The 25,133-nt window shown below is 67.9% G+C and carries 24 protein-coding genes; 12 read left to right on the forward strand and 12 right to left on the reverse strand.

Annotation, left to right across the window (positions count from 1 at the left end):
• Positions 1–52: 52 nt before the first annotated feature.
• Entirely contained in the window at positions 53–1,048 is a 996-nt protein-coding gene (deoC, locus tag C6Y53_RS08700; RefSeq protein ID WP_244614979.1) for a deoxyribose-phosphate aldolase, read from the forward strand.
• 29 nt (positions 1,049–1,077) lie between these two features.
• Positions 1,078–3,411, forward strand: a complete 2,334-nt coding sequence (locus C6Y53_RS08705; protein ID WP_106472076.1) for an aldehyde dehydrogenase family protein — start codon at positions 1,078–1,080, stop codon at positions 3,409–3,411.
• 9 nt (positions 3,412–3,420) lie between these two features.
• On the opposite strand, the gene C6Y53_RS08710 is transcribed toward C6Y53_RS08705, so the two are convergent.
• The 6 genes from C6Y53_RS08710 to C6Y53_RS08735 all read right to left on the reverse strand — a co-directional run bounded on the left by C6Y53_RS08710 (position 3,421) and on the right by C6Y53_RS08735 (position 10,219).
• On the reverse strand, positions 3,421–4,737 hold the full coding sequence (locus tag C6Y53_RS08710; protein WP_106472077.1) for a M16 family metallopeptidase: 1,317 nt from the start codon (positions 4,735–4,737) through the stop codon (positions 3,421–3,423).
• On the reverse strand, positions 4,734–6,053 hold the full coding sequence (locus C6Y53_RS08715) for a M16 family metallopeptidase (protein WP_244615001.1): 1,320 nt from the start codon (positions 6,051–6,053) through the stop codon (positions 4,734–4,736). The genes C6Y53_RS08710 and C6Y53_RS08715 overlap by 4 nt, the downstream gene beginning before the upstream one ends.
• A gap of 147 nt (positions 6,054–6,200) precedes the next feature.
• Complete coding sequence (locus C6Y53_RS08720; RefSeq protein ID WP_106472079.1) at positions 6,201–6,719, reverse strand: DUF3035 domain-containing protein; 519 nt, start codon at positions 6,717–6,719, stop codon at positions 6,201–6,203.
• A 29-nt stretch (positions 6,720–6,748) separates the two neighbouring features.
• Positions 6,749–7,255 carry a signal peptidase II gene (gene lspA / locus C6Y53_RS08725; RefSeq protein ID WP_106472080.1) on the reverse strand — a complete coding sequence of 169 codons (507 nt, stop codon included), beginning with the start codon at positions 7,253–7,255 and terminating at the stop codon, positions 6,749–6,751.
• 4 nt (positions 7,256–7,259) lie between these two features.
• Positions 7,260–8,849, reverse strand: coding sequence for a bifunctional phosphoribosylaminoimidazolecarboxamide formyltransferase/IMP cyclohydrolase (purH, locus tag C6Y53_RS08730; RefSeq protein ID WP_106472081.1), 1,590 nt, complete (start codon positions 8,847–8,849; stop codon positions 7,260–7,262).
• Positions 8,850–8,953: 104 nt separating this feature from the next.
• Positions 8,954–10,219: an RsmB/NOP family class I SAM-dependent RNA methyltransferase gene (locus C6Y53_RS08735; RefSeq protein WP_106472082.1), complete on the reverse strand. Its 1,266-nt coding sequence runs from the start codon at positions 10,217–10,219 to the stop codon at positions 8,954–8,956.
• A 70-nt stretch (positions 10,220–10,289) separates the two neighbouring features.
• Between C6Y53_RS08735 and C6Y53_RS08740 the strand changes: the two genes are divergently transcribed.
• Positions 10,290–10,484, forward strand: coding sequence for a DUF1674 domain-containing protein (locus C6Y53_RS08740; RefSeq protein ID WP_106472083.1), 195 nt, complete (start codon positions 10,290–10,292; stop codon positions 10,482–10,484).
• Between the two features lie 37 nt (positions 10,485–10,521).
• Here the strand turns inward: C6Y53_RS08740 and C6Y53_RS08745 are convergent, their stop codons facing one another.
• The gene (locus C6Y53_RS08745) at positions 10,522–10,863 is read right to left on the reverse strand and encodes a hypothetical protein (protein WP_106472084.1); all 342 of its coding nucleotides are present in this window, start codon (positions 10,861–10,863) and stop codon (positions 10,522–10,524) included.
• Positions 10,864–11,004: 141 nt separating this feature from the next.
• Here C6Y53_RS08745 and C6Y53_RS08750 point away from each other — a divergent pair, with 141 nt between their 5' ends.
• The gene (locus C6Y53_RS08750; protein WP_106474022.1) at positions 11,005–11,595 is read left to right on the forward strand and encodes a hypothetical protein; all 591 of its coding nucleotides are present in this window, start codon (positions 11,005–11,007) and stop codon (positions 11,593–11,595) included.
• Positions 11,596–11,622: 27 nt separating this feature from the next.
• Here C6Y53_RS08750 and dapB read toward each other — a convergent pair whose 3' ends face one another.
• Positions 11,623–12,432 carry a 4-hydroxy-tetrahydrodipicolinate reductase gene (gene dapB / locus C6Y53_RS08755; protein WP_106472085.1) on the reverse strand — a complete coding sequence of 270 codons (810 nt, stop codon included), beginning with the start codon at positions 12,430–12,432 and terminating at the stop codon, positions 11,623–11,625.
• 82 nt (positions 12,433–12,514) lie between these two features.
• Between dapB and rbfA the strand changes: the two genes are divergently transcribed.
• Positions 12,515–12,910 (forward strand): 30S ribosome-binding factor RbfA, encoded by a 396-nt coding sequence (gene rbfA / locus C6Y53_RS08760; protein ID WP_106472086.1) that lies wholly within the window; start codon positions 12,515–12,517, stop codon positions 12,908–12,910.
• On the forward strand, positions 12,907–13,653 hold the full coding sequence (locus C6Y53_RS08765) for a phosphodiester glycosidase family protein (protein WP_106472087.1): 747 nt from the start codon (positions 12,907–12,909) through the stop codon (positions 13,651–13,653). Before rbfA ends, C6Y53_RS08765 begins: the two co-directional genes overlap by 4 nt.
• A gap of 4 nt (positions 13,654–13,657) precedes the next feature.
• Here the strand turns inward: C6Y53_RS08765 and C6Y53_RS08770 are convergent, their stop codons facing one another.
• The 3 genes from C6Y53_RS08770 to C6Y53_RS08780 form a co-directional block, all read right to left on the reverse strand.
• Positions 13,658–15,235, reverse strand: a complete 1,578-nt coding sequence (locus C6Y53_RS08770) for a gamma-glutamyltransferase family protein (RefSeq protein WP_106472088.1) — start codon at positions 15,233–15,235, stop codon at positions 13,658–13,660.
• Positions 15,236–15,438: 203 nt separating this feature from the next.
• Positions 15,439–15,870 (reverse strand): ATP-binding protein, encoded by a 432-nt coding sequence (locus C6Y53_RS08775; RefSeq protein WP_211299498.1) that lies wholly within the window; start codon positions 15,868–15,870, stop codon positions 15,439–15,441.
• Between the two features lie 17 nt (positions 15,871–15,887).
• Positions 15,888–16,226 carry an STAS domain-containing protein gene (locus C6Y53_RS08780; RefSeq protein WP_106472090.1) on the reverse strand — a complete coding sequence of 113 codons (339 nt, stop codon included), beginning with the start codon at positions 16,224–16,226 and terminating at the stop codon, positions 15,888–15,890.
• An 86-nt stretch (positions 16,227–16,312) separates the two neighbouring features.
• Here C6Y53_RS08780 and C6Y53_RS08785 point away from each other — a divergent pair, with 86 nt between their 5' ends.
• From C6Y53_RS08785 to rarD, 6 genes are all read left to right on the forward strand, one after another.
• The gene (locus tag C6Y53_RS08785; protein WP_106472091.1) at positions 16,313–17,485 is read left to right on the forward strand and encodes an acetyl-CoA C-acyltransferase; all 1,173 of its coding nucleotides are present in this window, start codon (positions 16,313–16,315) and stop codon (positions 17,483–17,485) included.
• A gap of 146 nt (positions 17,486–17,631) precedes the next feature.
• A complete protein-coding gene (locus C6Y53_RS08790) occupies positions 17,632–18,201 on the forward strand; it encodes a helix-turn-helix domain-containing protein (protein ID WP_106472092.1) in 570 nt (189 codons plus the stop codon).
• 114 nt (positions 18,202–18,315) lie between these two features.
• Positions 18,316–18,696 carry a GFA family protein gene (locus C6Y53_RS08795; RefSeq protein WP_106472093.1) on the forward strand — a complete coding sequence of 127 codons (381 nt, stop codon included), beginning with the start codon at positions 18,316–18,318 and terminating at the stop codon, positions 18,694–18,696.
• A gap of 12 nt (positions 18,697–18,708) precedes the next feature.
• Complete coding sequence (locus C6Y53_RS08800; protein ID WP_106472094.1) at positions 18,709–21,159, forward strand: GcvT family protein; 2,451 nt, start codon at positions 18,709–18,711, stop codon at positions 21,157–21,159.
• Between the two features lie 109 nt (positions 21,160–21,268).
• Positions 21,269–23,713 (forward strand): GcvT family protein, encoded by a 2,445-nt coding sequence (locus C6Y53_RS08805; RefSeq protein ID WP_106472095.1) that lies wholly within the window; start codon positions 21,269–21,271, stop codon positions 23,711–23,713.
• Positions 23,714–23,795: 82 nt separating this feature from the next.
• Positions 23,796–24,698: an EamA family transporter RarD gene (rarD, locus tag C6Y53_RS08810; RefSeq protein ID WP_106472096.1), complete on the forward strand. Its 903-nt coding sequence runs from the start codon at positions 23,796–23,798 to the stop codon at positions 24,696–24,698.
• A gap of 23 nt (positions 24,699–24,721) precedes the next feature.
• On the opposite strand, the gene C6Y53_RS08815 is transcribed toward rarD, so the two are convergent.
• A complete protein-coding gene (locus C6Y53_RS08815; RefSeq protein WP_106472097.1) occupies positions 24,722–25,132 on the reverse strand; it encodes a nuclear transport factor 2 family protein in 411 nt (136 codons plus the stop codon).
• Between the last annotated feature and the right edge of the window lies 1 nt (position 25,133).

A 25,133-nucleotide genomic window follows, 5' to 3' on the forward strand; every position in this document is an offset into this window, starting at 1 on the left:
CCCTTGATCGGGGGGCGTGCGACCGTGCATCCGACCATCGGGAGGCATCGCATTGCAGACCACCACCGACGCCGTGACGCTGGGCGCACAGCTGCCCCAGGTGACCGAGCCGCGCAATCCGGGCATGGCGCTCGATCTCGACTGGGTGCGCGGCGCGCAGGCCAATACCTCGGCAATCGAGCGCCGCGCGGCGACCCTGCCGGGGCGGCGGTCGGTCAAGAAGGCATTCCAGGCGGCCTGGCTGCTGCGGGCGATCACCTGCATCGACCTGACCACGCTGTCGGGCGACGACACCGAGGGCAGGGTCCGGCGGCTATGCGCCAAGGCCCGCCAGCCGGTGCGCGCCGATCTGCTGGACGCGTTGGGCATGGACGCGATCACCACCGGCGCGGTCTGCGTCTATCACGACATGATCGAAACGGCGGTCGACGCCCTGCGTGGCACCGGCATTCCGGTGGCCGCCGTCAGCACCGGCTTTCCCGCCGGGCTGTCGCCGTTCCCGCTGCGGCTGGCCGAAATCGGCGAAAGCGTGAAGGCCGGGGCCGGGGAAATCGACATCGTGATTTCGCGGCGGCATGTGCTGACCGGCAACTGGACGGCGCTATACGATGAAATGCGCGCGTTTCGCGATGCCTGCGGCGAGGCCCATGTCAAGGCGATCCTGGCCACCGGCGAGCTGGGAACGCTGCGCAATGTCGCGCGGGCGTCGCTGGTCTGCATGATGGCGGGAGCGGATTTCATCAAGACCTCGACCGGCAAGGAAAGCGTGAACGCCACGCTGCCGGTATCGCTGGTGATGATCCGCGCCATCCGCGACTATTTCGACCGCACCGGCCATCGCGTCGGCTACAAGCCCGCGGGCGGGATTTCCAAGGCCAAGGACGCGGTGCTGTACCTGGCGCTGATGAAAGACGAACTGGGCGACCGCTGGCTGCGACCCGACCTGTTCCGGTTCGGCGCCAGTTCGCTGCTGGGCGATATCGAACGGCAACTGGAACACCATGTCACCGGCGCCTATTCCGCCGGCTACCGCCATGCGCTGGGCTGAACGATCCCGGCGGAACCCGAGGTGAGACGATGACGGTCAAAGAGATCTTCGAGACCATGGATTACGGCCCCGCACCCGAAAGCACCGCCGAGGCGCGGGACTGGATCGCCGCGCGCGACGGGCGGTTCGGGCATTTCATCGACGGCGCGTTCACCGCGCCGGGTGACGGGTTCGACAGCCGCAACCCGGCCACCGGCGACGTGCTGGCCACGCTGACCCAGGCGACGCAGGGCGATATCGACACCGCCGTCGCGGCGGCGCGCCGGGCGCAACCGGAATGGGAGGCGCTGGGCGGGCAGGGTCGGGCGCGGCATCTCTATGCGCAGGCCCGCCTGCTGCAGAAACATGCCCGCCTGTTCGCGGTGCTGGAAAGCCTCGACAACGGCAAACCCGTGCGCGAAAGCCGCGACATCGACGTGCCGCTGGCGCAGCGTCATTTCTATTACCACGCCGGCATGGCGCAACTGATGGACAGCGAATTGCCCGATGCACGCGCCATCGGCGTCTGCGGGCAGATCATCCCGTGGAATTTCCCGCTGCTGATGCTGGCGTGGAAAATCGCGCCGGCGCTGGCGATGGGCAACACGGTGGTGCTGAAACCGGCGGAATATACCTCGCTGACCGCGCTGCTGTTCGCGGATATCTGCCAGCAGGCGGGACTGCCGAAAGGCGTGGTGAACATCGTCACCGGCGACGGCGCGGTGGGCGAGATGATCGTGGCCGCGCAGGTGGACAAGATCGCCTTTACCGGCTCGACCGAGGTGGGGCGCAGGATCCGCGAGGCGACGGCGGGCAGCTGCAAGGCGCTGACGCTCGAACTGGGGGGGAAATCGCCCTATATCGTGTTCGACGACGCCGATATCGACAGCGCCATCGAGGGGCTGGTGGATGCGATCTGGTTCAACCAGGGACAGGTCTGCTGCGCGGGGTCTCGGCTCCTGGTGCAGGAGGGCATCGCCGGGCGGTTCCATGACCGGCTGCGCGCGCGGATGGACAAGCTGCGGCTGGGCGACCCGCTGGACAAATGCATCGACGTGGGCGCGGTGGTGGACCCGGTCCAGGTGCAGGCGATCACCCGCATGGTCGATGCCAACACCGCCGGGACCATGCACCGCGCCGCCGGTGTGTTGCCGGAAAACGGCTGCTATTACCCGCCGACGCTGATTGCCGGTCTCAGCCCCGCCGATCCGCTGATGCAGGAAGAGATCTTTGGCCCGGTCCTGGTGTCCTGCACCTTCCGCACCCCGGCCGAGGCGGTCGAGATCGCCAACAACACCCGCTACGGGTTGGCGGCGACCCTGTGGACCGAAAACATCAACCTGGCGCTGGATATCGCCCCGAAACTGGCCGCGGGCGTGGTCTGGGTGAACGCCACCAACCTGTTTGACGCCGCCGCCGGGTTCGGCGGCGTGCGCGAGAGCGGGTTCGGACGCGAAGGCGGCTGGGAAGGGCTGGCCGCCTATACACGGCCCAGGGCCAAGGCCAAACCGCTGCCGCGGATCGCCCCGATGGCGGGCGACGGCGCCCCCACGGACGCGATCGACCGCACCGCCAAGATGTATGTCGGCGGCAAACAGGCCCGCCCCGACGGCGGCTATTCCCGGCCGGTCTGGGGGAAACCGGGCCTGCTGGGCCATGTCGGGCTGGCCAACCGCAAGGATGTGCGCAACGCGGTCGAGGCCGCGGCGGGTGCCAGCGCCTGGTCGAAGACGACCGGCCACCTGCGCGCGCAGATCCTCTATTACATCGGCGAAAACCTGTCGGCGCGGGCCGGCGAGTTCGCCGCGCGTATCGATGCGATGACCGGCAAACGCGGTGGCGCGGCTGAGGTCGAGGACTCGATCCAGCGGCTGTTCACCGCCGCGGCCTGGGCCGACAAACATGACGGGCAGGTGCATGGCGTGCCGATCCGCGGCGTGGCGCTGGCGATGAAGGAACCGGTCGGCGTGATCGGCGCGCTCTGCGCCGATGAGGCGCCGCTGCTGGGGCTGGTGTCGGTGATGGCGCCGGCCATCGCGATGGGCAACCGGGTGGTGCTGGCGGCGTCCGGGCCGTTCCCGCTGGCGGCGACCGATTTCTACCAGGTGCTCGACACCTCGGACGTGCCCGGCGGCGTGGTCAACATCCTGACCGGCGATCACGCCGAAATCGCCCCGCCGCTGGCCGCGCATATGAACGTGGACGCGGTGTGGAGCTTCTCGTCCTCGGACCTGTCGGGCGACATCGAACGCGCCTCGGCCGGGAACCTGAAACGGACCTGGGTCAACAATGGCATGGCCACCGACTGGCGGCAGGATCACAGCCGCCGGTTCCTGCAGGCCGCGACCGAGATCAAGAACATCTGGGTGCCCTACGGAGAATAGGGCCGCGGCTTAGTTCGCTGCGGCGCCCTCCAGCCCTTCGGGGCGGCCGACCACGAAGAAATGCAGGTGGTCGGGGTCGAGCAACGCGCCCGCCACCCGGTTGATGTCTTCCAGCGTCACCGCGTTCACCTGGTCGTTGCGGGTGGCGATATAGTCGATCGGCAAGCCTTCCATCTGCATGCCCACCATGATCCCGGCGATCCGGCCATTGCCGTCGAACCGCAGCGGATAAGCCCCGGTCAGATAGGTCTTGGCCTCCTGCAGTTCCGTTTCGGTCACGCCATCGGCGGCGGCGCGGGCCCATTCGGCGCGGATCACCTCGATCGCCTCGGCGATGCGGTCATTGGCCGAGGACACGCTGCCGACATAGATCGCGGCCAGGTCCTTGGGCGCGAGATAGGAATAGACACCATAGGTCAGCCCGCGCTTTTCCCGCACCTCGGTCATCAGGCGCGATTCGAACCCGCCCCCGCCCAGGATGTGGTTGAGGATGTAGGCGGCGAAGAAATCGGGATCGTCCCGTTCGATACCCGGCTGCACGAACAGCGCCACGGATTGCGGCGTGTCGAAATCGACCACGGTGGTGCCGCCGGTCACGGTCAGGTCCGCCTCGCCGGGGATCGGCGCGCCGGTTTCGGGCAGGTCGCCCAGCAACCCGTCGAGCAGAACCCCCAGTTCGTCGGCGGTGATGTCGCCCACGGCGCCGATATAGATGCGGTCACGGGCGAACACCGCCGCATGCGCCGCCAGCAGGTCGTCGCGGGTCAGCGCCGCCACCGAGGCGGGCGTGCCTTCGCCCGGGCTGGCATAGGGGTGATCGCCGTAGATCGCCGCGCTCATTTCCCTTCCGGCAATGGCATTGGGGTTCTTGGCGTCCGACTGCAGGCCCGAGATCACCTGCGCGCGCACCCGGTCCACCGCGTCGGGGTCAAAGCGCGGCGCATGGATGGTCTGGCGCAGCAGGTCGATCGCCGCATCGCGGTTCTCGGTCAGGAACCGCGCCGAGATCGTCACCGAATCGTCGCCCGCGTCATAGCCAAAGGACGCCGCCAGCGATTCCTGCGCCCGCGCATAGGCCTGGGCATCCATGTCGCCCGCGCCTTCCTCGAGCAGGCCGGTCATCAGGTAGACCGCGCCGCGTTTGCCCGGTCGGTCCAGCGAAGTGCCGCCGCGAAACCGGATTTCGAGCGCGGTGAACGGGATCGAATGATCCTCGACCAGCCACGCGGTCAGCCCGCCGGGCGTCGTCACTTCCTCGATCTCGACCGCGGCGGCGGCGGGCCAGGCCAGCAGCAGCGCGGCGACGAATGTCAGCACGGATTTCATTGCGTCACCTCCTTGTCCTGCATCAGCCAGCCCGTCACCGAGGTTTCGGGCCGCAGGATGGCGCGGGCGGCGGCGATGATCTCGTCGCCGGTCACCGCCTGCAGGATCTCGGGCCAGGCCTGCACATCCGCGATGGTCAGCCCGCTGGTCAGCGCCCGGCCATAGCGGTTGGCGATGCCGTCCACGTTGTCGCGGGCATAGATCTGCGCCGCGCGCAGTTGCAGCTTGATCCGGTCGAGCGCCTCGGCATCAACCCCGGTTTCGATGAACGCGGCCAGTTCGGCGTCCAGCGCGGCCTCGGCGGCCTCCAGCGTGACGCCTTCGGCGGGCACCACGATCAGGTCGAAGGTGGTGTCATCGAGCGACGTGCCGGTGTAATAGGCGCCGGTCCAGACCGCCAGCTTGTCGCGGAACTGCAGCGTCTCGGACAGGAACGACGTGGTGCCGCCGCCCAGCAGCTCGGACAGCAGGGTCAGCGCGGCGGCCTGTTCCTGCGCGCCGCTGTCGCGTTCGGGGGCCAGGTAAGACCGGCTGAGATAGGGCTGCGCGACCCGTGGATCGCGATAGGTCAGCCGCCGCGCGGCGGTCTGCGGCGGTTCCTGCGCCCGCGCGCGCGGGCCGAGATCGGGGGTCGGGGCCAGCGGGCCATAATGTTCCTCGGCCAGCCTGCGCACCTCGTCGGGATTGGCATCGCCCGACACGATCACGATGGCGTTGTTGGGGGCGTAATAGCGGTGGTAGAACCCCAGCGCATCGTCCAGGTCGAGCGTTTCCATCTCGTGTTTCCAGCCGATCACCGGCACGCCGTAGCGGTGGTTGAGATACTGCGCGGCGCGTTTCTGTTCCGAAAACAGCGACCGCGGGTTGTTCTCGGTGCGCTGGTTGCGTTCCTCCAGGATCACCTGGCGTTCGGTTTCGATGTCGCGTTCGGTCAGGTGCAGGTTCCGCATCCGGTCGGCTTCCATCTGCATCATCAGGCCCAGCCGGTCGGCGGCGACGCGCTGGTGATACGCGGTCTGGTCATAGCTGGTGAAGGCGTTGTCCTGTCCGCCATTGGCGGCCACGGTGGCCGACAATTCGCCCGCCGCCAGCGTCTCGGTGGCCTTGAACAGGAGATGTTCGAGAAAATGCGCAACCCCCGACGACCCGCGCGGTTCGTCGGCGGAGCCGGCGCGATACCAGACCATGTGCTGCACCACCGGGGCGCGATGATCCTCGATCACCACCACCTGCAATCCGTTGTCCAGCGTGAAACTGGTCACCGCCTCCTTGCCGAACCCGGCGCTTTCCCCGGCTGACAGCGGCATCGCCGCCATGATCGTCAGAAGGACGAGAACCCTGCGAAACATTGCGAAACCTCCGTTCACCGGCGTCAACCTGAGGGCGCACCGGCGCAAGATCAAGAAGCGATGGCGATTATGTGACCGGCGGCACCGGCGGGCGCGACCCCGGGCCGATCGCGGTTACTCGCGCACCGGCGGCGAGGACGGGGTGGCGATGCCGTAGCTGCGGAACAGGTCGGTCTGTTCGAACGGGTTGATCTTCTGGCGGCGATAGGCCTGCTGGTAGCGGTCGACCGGGAACAGGCGGAACGACGACAGCCGTTTCTGCTGCTTGCGGAACTGGGCGTCCTCGGTGCCGGTGGTGCTGCGGATGTTCTGCGGGACACCGTGCCGGCTGGCCCGCGCCACCAGCGCGCCGTCGGCGGACGGAACACCGGTTGCGTTCAGCGCGGCCGGGTTGCCGCCCAGCGCCGCCACCGCATCGGCCTGCGGGTGCGGATCGGTCAGATTGGCCCCGCCGGGCGTCGGCGCGGGCAGCACCGCGTAATCCTGCGGCGCGGTCAACGGCTTGACCGGCAGCACCATGAATTCGTCGGGACCCGGTGAATTGGACCGCAGGTCGTGCATGCCCTTCTTGCCCGAGCACGCGGCAACGGTCATCAAGCCTGCCAGAAGGATCGCCGAAAAAGGCAACCGCATGTAACGTCTCCTGCCTGTTCCCGGCGTGTTTAGCGCATATCCCGCGGCCCGTCACGGGGCGTTTTCACCCCGTTGCGGCCTTCGAACAGCAGCAGGCCGGCGGCACCGGCGAAAATGAACACATCCGCCAGGTTGAACACGAACGGGTTGTCGAAGCCGCAGCATGACATGTTCAGGAAATCCAGGACATAGCCATACCACAACCGGTCGACCACGTTGCCCAGCGCGCCGCCCGCCAGCAGCCCGCCCGACACCAGCAACGGCCAGCGCGGCTGCTGCCGGCGCAGCCACATCAGGACCGCGGCGATCACCGCCAGCGAAAACACGATCAGCACCCAGCGCATGGCGTCGGTTTCGCTGTCGAACAGGCCGAAATTGATGCCCCGGTTTTCGCCGTAGCGGAAATTCAGCAGCGGCGGATAGACATCTATGGCGCGTTTGCGCGCCAGTTCCAGCCCATGCACCACCCAGTATTTGCTGACCTGGTCGACCAGCAACGCCGCGATCGCGGACCAGATGAGCAATCCCCAGCGCATCGTCTCAGTGCCTGAAATGCCGCATGCCGGAAAAGACCATCGCCAGCCCCAGCTCGTCGGCGGCGGCGATCACCTCGTCGTCGCGCATCGACCCGCCGGGCTGGATCAGCGCCGTCGCCCCGGCCTCGGCGGCGGTGATCAGCCCGTCGGCAAAGGGAAAGAACGCATCCGACGCGACCACCGACCCCCGGGTCGGCGTTTCCGCGAGATCCAGCACGCCGGCCATGTCCTGCGCCTTGCGCGCGGCGATGCGGGTGCTGTCCACGCGGCTCATCTGACCGGCGCCGACACCCACCGTGGCGCCGTCCTTCACATAGACGATGGCGTTGGATTTCACATGCTTGGCCACCGTCCAGGCAAACAGCAGATCGGCCAGTTCCGCATCGGACGGCGCGCGTTTCGTCACCACCCGGAGATCCCCGGCATCGACATGGCCGGTGTCCTTGTCCTGGACCAGGATACCGCCCGACACCTGCCGGAAGGCCAGCGCGGCGGCGCGCGGATCGGCCAGCCCGCCGGTCGTCAGCAGGCGCAGGTTCTTCTTGGCGGCAAAGATGTCGCGGGCCGCCTGATCCGCGTCGGGCGCGATGACGACCTCGGTGAAGATGCCGGTGATCGCCTCGGCGGTTCTGGCATCCAGCGTGCCGTTCAGCGCGATGATGCCGCCAAAGGCGCTGGTCCGGTCGCAGTCGAATGCCCGCTGATAGGCGTCGCTCAGCGTTTTGCCGCGTGCCACGCCACAGGGATTGGCATGTTTGATGATCGCGCAGGCCGGGCCGTTTTCGGGCGCGAATTCGCTGACCAGTTCGAACGCGGCGTCGGTGTCGTTGATGTTGTTGTAGCTCAGGTCCTTGCCCTGGTGCTGAACCGCCGTGGCAATCCCCGGCCGGGCGCTGCCATCGGTGTAGAAGGCCGCGCGCTGATGCGGGTTCTCGCCATAGCGCAAGCCCTGCGCCAGCGTCCCGGCAAAGGCCCGGCGGCGCGGCGTATCAACCCCGGCGGCCCCGGCCAGCCAGGTCGACACCGCCGCGTCATAGGCCGCGGTCCGCGCATAGGCGCATTGCGCCAGCCCGCGGCGGAACTCAAGGCTCGTGGCACCGCCATGCGCGTCCATGTTCTCGAGAACCGCCGCGTAATCCTCGACATCGACCACGACCGTGACGAAGGCGTGGTTCTTGGCCGCCGCGCGGATCATCGCGGGCCCGCCGATGTCGATGTTCTCGACGCAGTCGTCGTAACCGGCTCCGGCGGCGACGGTGGCCTCGAACGGATAGAGGTTGACCACCAGCAGGTCGATCGGGCCGATCTCGTGCTGTTCCATGGCGGCGACGTGGCTGGCATCGTCGCGCAGCGCCAGCAGCCCCCCATGCACCATCGGATGCAGGGTCTTGACCCGGCCATCCATCATCTCGGGGAACCCGGTCACCTCCGACACGTCGCGCACGTCGAGCCCGGCATCGCGCAGCGCCCGCGCGGTGCCGCCGGTGCTGAGCAGCTCCACCCCGCGCGCGGCCAGCGCACGACCCAGATCGGCGAGCCCGGTCTTGTCGGAAACAGAGAGCAGCGCCCGGCGAATCGGTGTCTGGTCGGTCATGGTGCGGATGGTCCTTTTGCGGATTGGGTCTCTGGGACGCCGCATACCCTATCGCCGCGCCGGATTGAACGGCTTGTTTTGCCGCGCCGGCGCGGGCGCATCGGTCAGCCGTCCCGGCGCAGGCAGGCGATGTAGAACCCATCCATGCCGCCGCGTTCGGGCCAGTAATCCGGGCGCAGCCGCAACCCGCCCTCTTCGGTGATCCAGGCCGGATCGATGCCGGGCCGCGACAGCGCCGCGCGATCGGCGACCAGGCCCGGATGCGCCGCCAGCGCCTCCTCGACCTGCACCTCGCCTTCGTCGGGCAGCAGCGAACAGGTGCAATAGACCAGCCGCCCGCCGGGTTTCAGCAGCGTCAGCGCATGGGCCAGCATCCGCGCCTGAAGCGCGATCAGCCCGCAGATCTCGGCCCCGTCGCGCGCATGTGGCAGATCCGGGTGCCGGCGGATGGTGCCGGTGGCCGAACAGGGCGCATCCAGCAGCACCGCGTCATAGACGCCGGTCATCTCCAGCGCGTCACCGGTGCGGATATCCGCCCGCAGCCCGGTTCGGGCCAGGTTTTCGCGCAGCCGTCCGAGCCGCCGGTCCGAGATGTCCACGGCCACCACATCCGCGCCCGCCGCCGCCATCTGCAATGTCTTGCCCCCCGGCGCGGCACAGAGATCCAGCACCGATTCGCCCGGTTGCGCATCCAGAATGCGTGCCGGCAGCGCCGCCGCGGCATCCTGCACCCACCAGTCGCCCGCCTCATAGCCCGGCAGCGCCGAGATCTGCCCCGGCTGCGCCAGCCGCAGCGACCCGGTGGGCAGGGATTCGGCCCCGGTCAGGGACTGGGTGAGGTCGATGCCCGGTTTCGCGGTCAGGTCCAGCGGCGCGCCGGCAAAATGCGCCGCCTCCATCGCGGTAACCGCCTGCGGCCCCCAGGCCTGGGTCAGCGGGCCGCGCAGCCATTTCGGCAGGCGCGGCACCCGCAACTTGTTCCAGGCCTCGGGCCCCTCGGCGGCAATCTTGCGCAGCACCGCGTTGACCAGCCCCTTGAGCTGGCCATGGCGACGATGGCGGCCGACGACCTGCACCATCGCATTGACCACGCCATGCGCCGCCGCCCCGGTGCACAGCTCGACCGTCCCGACCCGCAGCGCGTTGCGCACATGCAGCGGCGGTGCCTTGCGCAGGTGTTTGTTCAGCAGCCGGTCGGCGCGTTCCAACCCGCGCAGCGTGTCGGTGGCCAGCCGCTGCGCCCGCGCCCGGTCGGGTCCGCTCAGCCGGTCAAGGGACTCGGTGACATCCGACAGCATCCGGCCTTCGCCGAGAACCTTGTCCAGCAGGGCCACCGCCCCGCGCCGCGCATCGACGCCCATATCCGACATATGCCCTTGCTCCGCCTTGCCCCGGCCCGGCTGCGGCGTATATCACGGGACGGACAAAGGAACAGCCGCAATGACCGACACACAGGATCAACCGGATCAAAAGGACCTGCCGCCCGCCGCCCGCCGGGCATTGGCCGAGGCCGAAGCCCGCCGGGCCGAGGCCGCTGGGGCCGCGCCGCCGCCAACCGAACTGGGCGGCCGTGACGGGCCCGACCCGGCCCGCTATGGCGACTGGGAAAAGAAAGGGATCGCGATCGACTTCTGAGCGGTCACGGGCCGGTCACAGGCCTGTCATGGGCGCCCTATTCAGCGAAACTGACGCTGCCTTCATCGGTGGTCGTGCCGGCCGCTCCGTCTTCGCCGTCGCTGCCCAGCGCCACGCCGAGAACCACGCCGGTGATGGCAACGCTGATCAGCGCCTCGGTGCTCAGCCCGCCCCACAGCTCATCGGGCAAGCCCTGATCCGCGGCGGTTTCGCCCGAGGAATTCTGGCGGCAGGTCGCTCGCAGCAGGTTGCCCGGAATATATTCGGCCGAAACGACCGTACCGGCGCCGCAGACGCCGCGCGTCCGCGCCTCGGCAACGGCCCCCGCGGGCACCTGTGCCAGCGCCGCGGAACCGGACGCCGCGACCGCCGAGATCATAGCAACTGCTTGAATTATTTTGCCCATAGCCACACCAACGATTCGTGATAGTATCCGATCAGACTAGCGTTCGCGCCGCGATCCGGCAACGTGAACGTGCATTCGGTGTTTCAGGACGACGGGAATTTTCAGATGTTGCGCATGACACGAACCTTCATTGCCCTCGCGGCTTCTTCCGCGCTTGCCCTGCAGGCGGCGCCGGTCTGGGCGCAGGCGCCCGGCGCGCTCTACACGGTCGTGGTGCCCTCATCCCAGTTCGGTTCGCCCAACTTCACCCAGCTGGTCGTCAACGGGCTCGCCGCGGCGCGCGCATTCTGCGGCAAGCTCGAGAACAAGGCCTATGTGGTGGACTGCCTGGCCGAGCGGCTGGATGCCGTGTCCGACCAGATGGACCTCGAAGGCAACACCGGCGACGACTATGCCGAAGTGCGCAGCATCCTGTCCGACACTTCGGGCAAGCTCCAGAAACTGGCGCGTGACAATCGCGACCGCGCCCTGCCGCGCGGCAAGGCCAGCACCACCAGCGGCAGCACCACCATCCGCACCAGCCGCCCGCTGACCCCGGTTGCCGCCCCGGCCGCCGCGGATGTCAACGCACAGGCCACCGCGATCCTCGACGAGGCCGAAACCCTGCTGCTGCGCAGTGCCGCCGGGTCGTCCGACAAGACCGCGCAATATACCCGCATCGCCGAGGCGCTGCGGTCCAACAAGGTGCTGATCCGTTCGACCTGATCCGGTGACGAACCCGGTCCGGGGCTGCTAGAGCCCCAGGACATCGGCCATGTCATACTGCCCCGGCGCGCGATCCTGACCCCAGAGCGCGGCCCGCAACGCGCCGCGGGCAAAGATCGCGCGGTCGGTTGCGACATGGCGCAGGACGATCCGCTCGCCGGGTGCCGCGAACAGCACGTCATGTTCGCCCACGATGTCACCGCCGCGAATGGCCGAGAACCCGATATGCCCGCGTTCGCGCGCGCCGGTGATCCCGTCGCGCCCCCGGTCGGCGGCCTCGGCCAGCGTGACGCCGCGCCCCTCGGCGGCGGCCTCGCCCAGCATCAGCGCGGTGCCCGACGGCGCATCCACCTTGCGGTTGTGATGGGCTTCGATCACCTCGATGTCGAAATCGGCGTCCAGCGCCGCCGCGACCTTGCGGGTCAGGCCGACCAGCAGGTTGACGCCCAGGCTCATGTTGCCGGCGCGGATGATCACCGCATGGCGCGCCGCCGGTTCCAGCGCCGCGATCTGGTCGTCGCTCAGGCCGGTGGTGCCGATGACATGCACGGCGCGGGCCTGCGCGGCCAGCGCGGCAAACTCGACCGAGGCCTGCGGCGCGGTAAAGTCGATCACCGCCTGGGCACGGGCAAAGGCTTCGAGCGGGTCATCCGTCACCGTGACCCCCAGCGCCGCACCGCCCATCGCCTCGCCGATATCGGCGCCGACCCAGTCATGCCCCGGCCGTTCGACGGCGGCGGCCAGGCGCGCGCGGCCACTCTGCGCCACGGTGCGCACCAGCATCTGCCCCATCCGGCCCGACGCGCCGGTGACCACGATACCCGGAAGATGTGTCATGCGGTTCCCCTGTCCTGCTGCGTTGTCCCTAACCAATCGCGCACCGCTTGGCAAAGCCTGCCGATGGGCGTAGATCACGACCATGGCAAAGAACAGGTTTCATGACGGGCCCGGCCCGTCGCAACGGCAACTGCGCGTCGGCGAACTGATCCGGCGCACGCTGTCGGACGTTCTCGCGCGCGGCGATGTGCATGACCCGGACCTCAACCGGCTGTCGATCACCGTGGGCGAGGTCCGCACCTCGCCCGACCTGCGCGTGGCCACCGCCTATGTGCTGCCGCTGGGCGGCCAGGGGCAGGACACGGTGCTGGACCTGCTGCACCGCAACCGCGGCGAGCTGCGCCATATCGTGTCGAAGAAGCTGACCCTGAAATTCGCGCCCGAGCTGCGGTTCAAGCTGGACGAAACCTTTGACCAGATGGACGACACCCGCCGGATGCTGTCGCAGGACGAGGTGCGCCGGGACGTCGAGAAATGATCCGCGCGCTGGCGATCGTGATGGCGACCGTGCTGGCAACCTGGGCCGCCGCCCCGGCGCAGGCCGTCGACTGCCGCGATGTCGACCACGCGGGCAACGGCTATACCGTCTGCGAGGTCGATGCCGCGACCGCGGACCTGCGCCTGTTCCTGAACGGGCCCGATGGCGGCCTGCTGGGCCAGTTCGGGGCGATCGACAACCAGTTGGCGGCGGATGGCGGCAGGCTGGCCTTTGCCATGAATGCCGGCATGTATCACGATGACCGCAGGCCGGTCGGGCTTTATGTCGAGAACGGCGCCGAGATCGCCGGGATCGTCACCAGCGCCGGGCCGGGCAATTTCGGGCTGGTGCCCAATGGCGTGTTCTGCATCCGCGCGGGCCGCGCCGACGTGATCGAAACCCTGAGCTTTGCCGAAGCCCGGCCCGACTGCCGCTATGCCACCCAATCGGGACCGATGCTGGTGATCGGCGGGGACCTGCACCCGCGATTCCTGATTGACAGCACGTCGCGCTACATCCGCAACGGCGTCGGCACCAGCGCGGATGGCCGGCGCGCCGTTTTTGCCATCTCGCGCAATGCGGTCACGTTTCACGAATTCGGCAGCCTGTTCCGCGATGTGCTGAACCTGCCCGAGGCGCTCTATTTCGACGGCAATATCTCGCGTCTCTACGCACCGGCGATCGGTCGCAACGATGTCGGGTTCGCGATGGGGCCCGTGGTCGGCGTGGTCGAGCCCCGCTAAGCGTTCAGTAGCCCAGCGCGCAGCCGTCCTTGCGCGCGTCGCTGGCGCCTTCGAGCACCCCGTCGGGACGAATCGCAATCGCCTGCGCGCCACCCAGCGGCGTTTCCGGGATCACCACCTCGTGGCCACGGTCGGCCAGCGCGGCGCGCACCGCGTCGGAATAGCCGCGCTCGACCTTGAGCACGCCACCATCCGCGAAACAGCGCGGCGCATCCGCCGCGCCCTGCGGATCGAGCCCGAAATCGACCAGGTTCGACACCAGCCGGGCATGGCCGGTGGGCTGATAGCCACCGCCCATCACGCCGAACGGCATCACCACCCCGTCCGCGCGTTGCAGCAGGCCGGGAATGATCGTGTGCATCGGCCGTTTGCCGGGGCCGTATTCGTTCGGGTGACCCGGCTCCAGCGTGAACCCGGCGCCACGGTTCTGGAGCAGAATGCCAAATTTCTCGGACGCGATGCCGGACCCGAAACCGTGAAAGATCGAATAGATCAGCGACACCGCCATGCGGTCACGGTCGACCACGGTCAGGTAGACGGTGTCGCGGTGGATCGCCTCGGTCAGCGGCGCGGCGGCGGGCATGGCCCGGCGCGGGTCGATCAGCGCGGCCAGCCGCGACGCGGTTTCGGGGGCAAGCATGTGGTCGAGCCGCGCGGTGTGGTCGGGATCGGCGATGAACCGGTTGCGCGCGTCATAGGCGAGCTTGGCCGCCTCGGCTTCGATATGCGCGCGTTCCGCCCCCCGGGGGTCTATCGCGGCGAGATCGAACTGCGACAGGATGTTCAGCAGCAGGATCGCCGTCGCCCCCTGCCCGTTGGGCGGATGTTCGAACAATATGTCGCCCTTGTAGGCGCCGCTGACGGGATCGGCGGGGGAACAGGCGGTAGCCGCGAAATCGCCGGGGGCGTGCGCACCGCCCTGCGCGGCCAGCGCGGCGATCATGTCCTCGGCCACCTCGCCGGTATAGAACGCATCGCGCCCGTGCCGGGCGATCCGGCGCAGGACCTCGGCCTGTCCCGGGGCGCGGAACATCTGGCCCATGCGCGGCGCGGCGCCGTCGACCAGGTAACGGTCGCGCGCAACGCCCTTCAGGGCATCCGCATCGTTGCTCCAGTCGAACGCCACCCGCGCGGCAACCGGCACGCCGGTTTCCGCATAGTGGATTGCCGGGGCCAGGACCGCGTCCAGACCCAGCCTGCCGACGCTGTCCGACAGGTGGCAGAAGGCATCGACCGCGCCCGGAATGGTCACCGCCTCGGGGCCACGAAGGGGAACGGTTTTTTGGCCCGCGCCGCGCAGCGCCGCCGCATCCGCCCCGGCGGGCGCCCGGCCCGATCCGTTCAGCGCGCGCACCCGGTCCTCGCCCGGCAACCGGTAGAGGACAAAGCAATCGCCGCCGATACCCGTCATCTGCGGTTCGCAGACCCCCAGCAGCACGGCCGCCGCGATTGCCGCGTCCATCGCGTTGCCGCCGCGTTTCAGCGTATCGACGGCCACCTGGGCTGCCAGCGGATGCGACGTGGCGCACATTCCTTCGGTTGCAAGAACCGCGGAACGCCCCGGCAGATGAAGATCGCGCATGATGTCTCCCCTTTCCGCGCGACACTAGGCCGGGTTCCCGGCAATGCCAATCGGTTCCCGCGGGATGGGAACCTCGGCGCGACGATCAGGGTGGGGGCGTTGACGCGCCGCGCCGAGGGAAGCCGTTGCAGCTACCCGCCCGGTATGACGCCGGATATCGGCGAGAGTTTGAACCAATTGCGGCGGTTTGCGGGCAGAATGACCTAGGCCCGCCGCAGCCGAAAGGAGAGATCCAGCAGGTTGTATCCGCCGCGGCGGCGGTATCGGACCGTTTCGGCCAGCTCGGCGATCAGCAACCAGCCAAAGCCGCCCTCGGGCAGATCCTGCACCGGGCAGGCGAGATCGGCCACCGGCACTGCCGGCGGCATGTGGCCCGGCAGCGCCACCCCGGGGTCGCGGACACGCACCGACAGGCAGCCCGCGGTTATCGCGCAGGTGATCGACAGATCGGCGCCGGGGGACGCCGCGCAGGCATGTTCGATCACGTTGTTCGTCGCCTCGGTGAGCACGATTTCGACATTGCCGGCCGATTCCATCGAAACCCCCTGACCGACCAGCCAGCGGGCGATGGCCGGCACGGCCTGCCGCACCGCCAGGGGGTCGGCACGCAACCCGACCCTGAAACGCCTCGACAACAGGTGGACCGCCCGCGTCAGCCCGCGGATGAGGCCACGGCCTCGTCCAGGGTGGGAAACAGCCGGAACACGGTATCCATGCGGGTCAGCCGGAACACCTTGTCGACATTCGGCCGCAACCCGGCCAGGTCCAGCCGGCGGTCGGCGCCCAGATGTTTCATCGCGGCGACGATCGCGCCCAGACCGCTGGAATCGATGAAATCCACCGCGGCAAGATCGAGAATCACCCGGTCATCGCCGTCGGCGGTGACGCAGCGCATGTCCTCCTTGAACCGGATCGCGACGGCGGCATCGATCCGGTCGGCATCGACGGTCACGATCTGCGCGCCGTTTTCCCGTTTGCTGGTCAGGCTCATCGAATATTCCTCCGATCTGGCCGGGATACGCTAGACGGCAATCCTTACCATTCGGTATGCAGGCCCGGAGATCAGGAGGATGAGCAATGAAAGACGTTGTGATCGCCGGGGCAGCGCGGACCCCGATGGGCGGGTTCCAGGGCATGTTTGACGGCATCAGCGCCGCCGATCTGGGCGGCACCGCGATCAGGGCCGCGCTGGAGGGCGCCGGGGCGGCGACCGTGGACGAGGTTCTGATGGGCTGCGTCCTGCCCGCCGGACAGGGCCAGGCCCCGGCGCGCCAGGCCGGGTTTGCCGCCGGCCTGGGCGAAGAGGTGCCGGCGACCACGCTCAACAAGATGTGCGGATCGGGGATGAAGGCGGCGATGCTCGCGTTTGACCGGATCGCGCTGGGCCATGCCGACACCATGATCGCCGGGGGCATGGAAAGCATGACCAACGCGCCCTACCTGCTGCCCAAGATGCGCGGCGGCGCCCGGATCGGGCATGGCCAGGTCATCGATCACATGTTTCTCGACGGGCTCGAGGATGCCTATGACACCGGCCGGCTGATGGGAACATTTGCCGAGGACTGCGCCGAAACCTACCAGTTCACCCGCGAGGCACAGGACGAATACGCGCTGAAATCGCTGTCCAACGCGCTCGAAGCCCAGGAAACCGGCGCCTTCGACGGCGAAATCGCTCCGGTCGTCGTGAAAACCCGCCGGGGCGAGGTGACCGAATCCACCGACGAACAGCCGAAATCGGCCCGGCCCGACAAGATCCCGACCCTGAAACCGGCCTTCCGCAAGAACGGCACCGTGACCGCCGCCAACGCCTCGTCGATCTCGGACGGCGCCGCGGCGCTGGTGCTCGCCTCGGCCGATGCAGCCGCGGCGCAGGGTCTCACGGTGCGCGCCCGCATCCTGGGCCATGCCAGCCACGCCCAGGCCCCCGGCCTGTTCACCACCGCGCCGGTTCCCGCGGCGCGGAAACTGCTGAAATCCATCGGCTGGTCCACGGATGATGTGGACCTGTGGGAGGTCAACGAAGCCTTTGCCGTGGTGCCGATGGTGTTCATGCGGGAAATGGGGCTCTCGCGTGACATCGTGAACGTCAATGGCGGCGCCTGCGCGCTGGGTCACCCGATCGGCGCCTCGGGCGCGCGGATCATGGTCACCCTGCTGAACGCATTGGAAAAACGCGGCCTGAAACGCGGGGTCGCCGCGATCTGCATCGGCGGCGGAGAAGGCACGGCCATCGCCATCGAACGGGCCTGAACCCGCTTTCTGTCACGGCATCCCGGGGCGATGACCGGCGGCAGTCTTGGCGGTAGCCCCGGCACCGCTCGTGAAAAAATGCTTGCGAATTTCATGATGCCGACCCACCATGAAAGAACCAAGGATTTTTTCACGAGATTCGGCCAATGCGCCACGACACCGTGCAAAGCAACACGCTGGGGGCCGATCTGCGCGCGCTGCGCAAGTCGCGCGGCCTGACCCTGTCCGAGCTTGCCAACCGGCTCGGTCGCTCGGTCGGCTGGCTGTCCCAGGTCGAACGCGATCTCTCCGCCCCCTCCATCGCCGATCTGCGCCAGATATCGACGCTGCTCGACGTGCCGCTGTCGCTGCTGTTCGGAACCGCCGCCGCATCGCCGGACGAATCCGGCCATGTGGTACGCCGGAACGCGCGGCGCAGGATCGGCAACCGCACCGCCGGACTGGTCGAGGAACTGCTGTCCCCCGACCTGACCGACGACTTCGAGATGGTTCACTCCACGTTCGAACCGCATAGCGAGATCGAGACGACGAATATCCGCGAAACGCAGGAGGTCGGCTACCTGGTCTCGGGCAGGCTCGACCTGCGGATCGGCGACCGGGATTTCACCATCCAGCCCGGCGACAGTTTCCGCATTCGCGGCGAACCCCACCGCTGGGCCAACCCTTATGACGAACCGGCCGTGGCGATCTGGGTGATCGCCCCGCCGGTCTACTGATCCGATGCCCCGGCCGACCCATCCCCACCACGCCACGGACATCTGCAACCCGGCCGCAGCGACGTCGCCCGCCAGGGCGGAGGAGCGGCCCACAAGCAGGATAGGAGACTGAACATGCGCAAGGGATCATGCCTGTGCGGCGGTATCTCGTTTGAAATCGACGGCGAGATGAACCCGCCCACCGCCTGCCATTGCAGCCAGTGCCGCCGGCAATCGGGCCATGTCTGGGCCTCGGCGGTGGTCGCGCAGGATGCGCTGACGCTCACCGCGCAGGACACCCTGCGCTGGTATCGCGCCAGCACCACCGCCAGCCGCGGCTTCTGCGGCACCTGCGGGTCGTTCCTGTTCTGGAAACATGATGACGAGGACACGATTTCGGTCGCGCTCGGCTCAATCGACCCGCCGACGGGGCTGGCATTGGCCCGCCATATCTTCGTGGCCGACAAGGGCGACTATTACGACATCACCGACGGCTTGCCGCAACGCGCTCAGTAGGGAGGGACGGACATGGCCGGGTTTCCGACACAGGCGCGCGTGGTCATCATCGGGGGCGGCGCGGTGGGCGCGTCCTGCCTCTATCATCTGACCAGATCCGGCTGGACCGATTGCGTGCTGCTGGAAAAGAACGAACTGACGGCGGGATCGACCTGGCACGCCGCCGGAAACGTGCCGACCTTCTCGACCTCGTGGTCGGTGATGAACATGCAGCGCTATTCGACCGAGCTCTACCGCGATCTCGGCGCTGCCGTGGCCTATCCGATGAACTACCATGTCACCGGCTCGATCCGGCTGGCGCATTCGCGCGAGCGGATGCAGGAATTTGAACGCGCCAGCGGCATGGGCCGCTATCAGGGCATGGATATCGAGATCCTCGGCCTGGACGGGATCAGGGACCGCTATCCATTTCTGGAAACCCACGGCCTCGCCGGTGCGCTCTACGATCCCAATGACGGCGATATCGACCCGGCGCAGCTGACCCAGGCGCTGGCCAAGGGCGCGCGCGACATGGGCGCCCGGATCGAACGGTTCTGTCCCGCCATCGGGGTCCGGCGCGAAAACGGCGACTGGATCGTCGAAACCCGCAAGGGCGACATCCACTGCGAATATGTGGTCAACGCCGCCGGGTATTACGCCCAGCGCGTCGGCGAATGGTTCAGACCCTTCGGCGGGCGCAGGGTGCCGATGATGGTGATGAGCCACCAATACATGCTGACCGACGAAATCCCCGAACTCGCGGCATGGTCGCGGGAAAATGGCGGCAAGCTGCCGCTGCTGCGCGACGTGGACAGCTCCTATTACCTGCGGCAGGAAAAACACGGGTTGAACCTCGGCCCCTACGAACGCGACTGCCGGGCGCATTGGGTCCGGCCCGAGGATCCGATGCCCGAGGATTTCAGCTTCCAGCTCTATCCCGACGACCTGGATCGGCTGGAATGGTATATCGAGGACGCAATGGCCCGCGTGCCGCTGCTGGGGCGGGCGGGCGTGAACAAGGTCATCAACGGCCCGATTCCCTACGCCCCGGACGGGCTGCCGCTGATCGGGCCGATGCCCGGCGTGCCCAACGCGTTCGAGGCCTGCGTGTTCACCTTCGGCATCGCCCAGGCCGGCGGCGCCGGCAAGGTGCTGGCGGAATGGGTGACCGAAGGCATGACCGAGTGGGACATGTGGTCCTGCGACCCGCGCCGCTATACCGGCCACACCGACCGCGACTACTGCATCGCCAAGGGGATGGAGGTCTACGGCCACGAATACGCGATGCATTTCCCCCGCCACGAATGGCCGGCGGGGCGCGACAGGAAACTGTCGCCCGTGCATGACAGGACAAGGGCGCTGGGTGGCGTGATGGGGGTCTATAACGGCTGGGAACGGGCCAACTGGTTCGCCGCGCCGGGCGACGACCTGTCCGACGAGGCCACCCGGACCTGGGGCCGGGCGGGCCCCTGGGCGCCGCGCATCCGCGCCGAATGCGAGGCGGTGCGCGATGGCGTCGGCATGCTCGACCTGCCGGGGTTTTCGCGGTTCAAGCTCCAGGGGCCGGGGGCGGATGACTGGCTGCGCGGGCTGATCACCGGGGCGCTGCCGCAGATCGGCCGTGTCGGGCTGGCTTATTTCGCCGATGACCGCGGCCGGATCGTGACCGAGATGTCGGTCACGCGCGAGGCCGAGGATCGGCTGGTCCTGGTCACCGCCGCAGCCGCGCAGTGGCATGACCGGGAATGGCTGGAACGCCACATGCCCGCCGAATGCGCCTTTACGATCGAGGACTGGACCGACCGGATGTCGACGCTGATCGTGACCGGCCCGAAATCGCGCGACCTGCTGTCGGGGCTCTGCGACGCCGACCTGACCCTGCCCTGGCTGAGTTTCCAGGAAACCGGGATCGCCGGCAGCTGGGTGGCACTGCTTCGGGTTTCCTTTGCCGGGGAACTGGGGTGGGAACTGCATGCCGAAAACGCCGACATTCCCGCGATCCATGACGCGGTCCTGGCCGCCGGCGCCACGCCGTTCGGCATGTATGCGCTGAATTCGCTGCGGATCGAAAAGGGATACCGCAGCTGGAAAGGCGACCTGTCGACCGATTACTCGTTGCTCGAAGGCGGGCTGGAGCGGTTCATCCGGTTCGACAAGCCGCAGGATTTCCCCGGCAAGGCGGCGTTGCTGGCCGAGAGACAGCACGGCGTGAAGAAGCGGTTCGTCACCCTGATCGTGGATGCCGGCGCGGCGGATGCGCCTTATATGTCCACCCTCTGGCACGGGGGCGAGATCGTGGGGGAAACCACATCGGGCGACTGGGGTTATCGCGTGAATGCCTCGATCGCGCTGGGGATGCTGCGCGCCGACCTGGCGGTTCCGGGCACCGCGGTCGAGGTGGAAATCTACGGCGAGCGCCGCAGGGCCGTGGTGCAGGAGAACCGGCCGCTCTGGGACCCCGACAATGCGCGGATGCGGGCATGACCGCGGTCTTGATGCCCGGGTCCGGCGCCTGTCCCCGCGACGGGGCCGACATCACCTGACAACCGCTCATCCGCCCTGACGGGCGACTTCGCTGGATTGGAGCTCATTGATGGCAAATCTTCCCGACAGGGCCCGCGCGGTGATCATCGGCGGCGGTGTCGTCGGCTGTTCCGTCGCCTATCACCTGACCCGGCTGGGCTGGACCGATGTGGTGCTGCTGGAACGCAAGCAGCTGACATCGGGCACGACCTGGCATGCCGCCGGGCTGATCGGGCAGTTGCGCGCCTCGTCGAACATGACCAAGCTGGCGCGCTATTCCGCCGAGCTCTATGCCGGGCTGGAGGCGGAAACCGGGGTTGCCACCGGGTTGCGGCAAACGGGGTCGATCTCGGTCGCGCTGACCGAGGACCGCAAGGAGGAACTGTTCCGCAATGCGGCCATGGCGCGCGCATTCGGCGTGCCGGTCGAGGAGATTTCTCCCGCCGAGGTTGCCGCGCGTTACGAACACCTGAACATCGAGGGGGTCAGGGCCGGGGTCTGGCTGCCCACCGACGGGCAGGGCGATCCCGCGAATATCGCGCTGGCGCTGGCCCGGGGGGCGCGGCAGCGTGGCGCGGTGGTGGCCGAGCAGGTCAGGGTGACCGGCATTCCGCGGCGCGGCCGACGCGTGACCGGGGTCGATTATGACGGGCCCGGCGGGCCTGGGCATATCGCCTGCGAGGCGGTGGTGAACTGTGCCGGCATGTGGGGGCGCGAGGTGGGCCGGATGGCCGGGGTGAACGTCCCGCTGCAGGCCTGCGAACATTTCTACATCGTGTCCGAGCCGATCGCGGGGCTGGAACCGCTGCCTGTGCTGCGCGTGCCGGACGAATGCGCCTATTACAAGGAGGATGCCGGCAAGATGATGCTGGGCGCCTTCGAGCCCGTGGCCAAGCCCTGGGGCATGGCCGGCATTCCCGAGAATTTCGAGTTCGACCAGCTGCCCGAGGATTTCGACCATTTCGAACCGATCCTGGAAATGGCGGTGAACCGCCTGCCGATGCTGGCCGAGGCCGGGATTCATACCTTTTTCAACGGGCCCGAGAGTTTTACCCCGGACGATGCCTATCATCTCGGGCTGGCGCCCGAGATGGACAATGTCTGGGTCGCCGCCGGGTTCAACTCGATCGGCATCCAGTCGGCGGGCGGCGCCGGGATGGCGCTGGCGCAATGGATGGAGGACGGGTCGAAACCGTTCGATCTGGGCGACGTGGACATTTCCCGGATGCAGCCGTTCCAGGGCAACCGCCGCTATCTCATCGAGCGGGCGACGGAAACGCTGGGTCTGCTCTATGCCGATCACTACCCCTTTCGCCAGAAGGCCACCGCGCGCGGGGTGCGGCGGACGCCGTTCCACGACCGGCTGGCGGATCGCGGCGCGGTGTTCGGTGAAATCGCCGGATGGGAACGCGCCAACTGGTTCGCGACGGACGGCCAGGATCGCGACTACCGGTATGCCTGGGGCCGTCAGAACTGGTTCGGCAACACCGCCGCCGAACACCGCGCCGTGCGCGAAAATGTCGGCATGTACGACATGTCGTCCTTTGGCAAACTGCGCGTCGAGGGCCCCGATGCCGAGGATCTGCTGAACCATGTCAGCGGCGCGGACATGTCGGTGCCAGCAGGCAGGATCGTCTACACCCAGTTCCTGAACGAGCGCGGCGGGATCGAGGCCGACGTGACCGTGACCCGCCTGTCCGAGACGGTCTATCTGGTGGTGACCCCGGCGGCAACGCGGCTGGCCGACCAGACCTGGCTGCGCCGCCATGCCGGCGACCGCCGCTTGGTGATCACCGATGTGACCGCCGCCGAGGGCGTGCTGGCGGTGATGGGTCCGAATGCGCGCAGGCTGATGCAGGCCGTGTCGCCGGCCGATTTCTCGAACGAGGCCAACCCGTTCGGCACCGCGCAGGACATTGAGCTGGGGTTTGGGCTGGCCCGCGCGCACCGGGTTTCCTATGTGGGCGAACTGGGCTGGGAAATCTATGTCAGCGCCGACATGGCGTTGCATGCTTTCGATACCCTGGCCGAGGCCGGGGCCGGGATGGGGCTGACGCTCTGCGGGATGCACATGATGGATAGCTGCCGGATCGAGAAGGGGTTTCGCCATTTCGGCCATGACATCACCTGCGAAGACCATGTGCTCGAGGCCGGGCTCGGCTTTGCGGTCAAAACCGGCAAGCCCGGTTTCATCGGCCGCGACGCGGTGCTGCGTAAGCGTGACGAGGGGTTGCAGACCCGGATGCTCCAGTTCCGCCTGAGTGACCCCGAGCCGCTCCTCTATCACAACGAACCGGTCCTTCGCGATGGCGAGATCGTCGGCTATCTCAGCTCGGGCGCCTATGGGCACCACCTGGGTGCCGCGATGGGCATGGGCTATGTCCCCTGCGCCGGGGAAAGCCCCGAAAGCGTGCTGGCCTCGAGCTATGAAATCGACGTGGCGGGAACGCGGGTTGCAGCCTTCGCGTCGCTCAGACCCATGTATGATCCGAAATCCGAACGGGTGCGGATGTAGCGCCGCAGAACGGGTATGCGCGGGTCCGGCTTCCCTTGGCACACGCGCCGGGATAAGGCGGACGGGAAGAGGAGGAACGCCCATGACCGCGCCGCTGGAGAACCGGGACACCCCCGCCGGGCTGGGGTTCGCGCTGAGCGCCTACCTGATGTGGGGGTTCCTGCCAATCTACATGAAATGGGTGTCGCACATCCCGCCGGCCGAAGTGGTCGCGCACCGGATCCTGTGGTCGGTGCCGGTGGCGGCGCTGCTGCTCGTCCTGCTGCGCCGCACGCGCGACCTGACCGACGCGCTGCGCAACCCGCGCATGCTGGCCATGGCCTGTGTCACCGCCACGCTGATCACTATTAACTGGGGCATCTATGTCTGGGCCATTTCGGTCGATCGGGCGCTCGACGCGGCGCTGGGATATTACATCAACCCGCTGTTCAGCGTGGCGCTGGGCGCGATCCTGCTGGGCGAAAAACTGACGCGGGCCCAGTTGATCGCCATCGCGCTGGCCGCCGCCGCCGTCGTGGTGCTGACGATCGAGGCCGGCACGCTGCCCTGGGCAGCGGTCGGACTGACCCTGAGCTGGGGCTTCTACGCCCTGTTCAAGAAATCCCTGCCGATCGGCCCGAACCAGGGGTTCCTGCTCGAGGTCCTGATCCTGCTGCTGCCGGCACTGGCCTATATGCTGTGGCTGTCAGGCACCGGCCGGAGCCATTTTGCGGTTGGAAACGCACAGGACACCTGGCTGCTTCTGGGCTGCGGCGTGGTGTCGGCGGTGCCGCTGATCGTCTATGCCAACGGCGCCAAGCTGCTGCGCCTGTCCACCATCGGCATCCTGCAATACATCGCGCCGACCCTGATCTTTCTCGTCGCGGTGTTCCTGTTCGGAGAAGAATTCAGCGGCGCGCGGCTGATCGCCTTTCCGATGATCTGGGCCGCGCTGGTGATCTATTCCATATCGCTGCTGCGACAGTTGCGGCGGGTGCCGGGCTGACCGGCCACCGCCGCGGGCGGGTGTCAGCTCAGCGCGTGGCGGAACTTCAGGAACCGCGCGTCGGTCATCACCCGCGCGTTCATCGCGTCGCGCAGCGCGCCCACCGTCTTGTAGGGGCGCATGACCACCTCGAAAACCGCGATCAGCCCGTCATCGTCGAGCGTGATCAGGTCCACGCCCACGGCGTCGAGATCACCGACCTTGCACTGGAACTCCAGCGCCCAGTCATTGCCGTCGCCCATCACCCGACGATAGCGGAATTCGGAAAACACCTGCCCGACATGGCCCAGCACCGCCGCCACCGGTTCGCGCCCGGTCCAGGTCTTCCAGTAGGTCGGCGGCAGGAACCGGACATTTTCGGCCAAGATGCCGGCAATCAGCGTCTCGTCGCCCTTGGCGACGATGTCCTGCATGCGTTCGATGGTTGGGTGCATG

This window comes from Pukyongiella litopenaei (genome assembly GCF_003008555.2).
In the GTDB taxonomy this organism is placed as follows: domain Bacteria; phylum Pseudomonadota; class Alphaproteobacteria; order Rhodobacterales; family Rhodobacteraceae; genus Pukyongiella; species Pukyongiella litopenaei.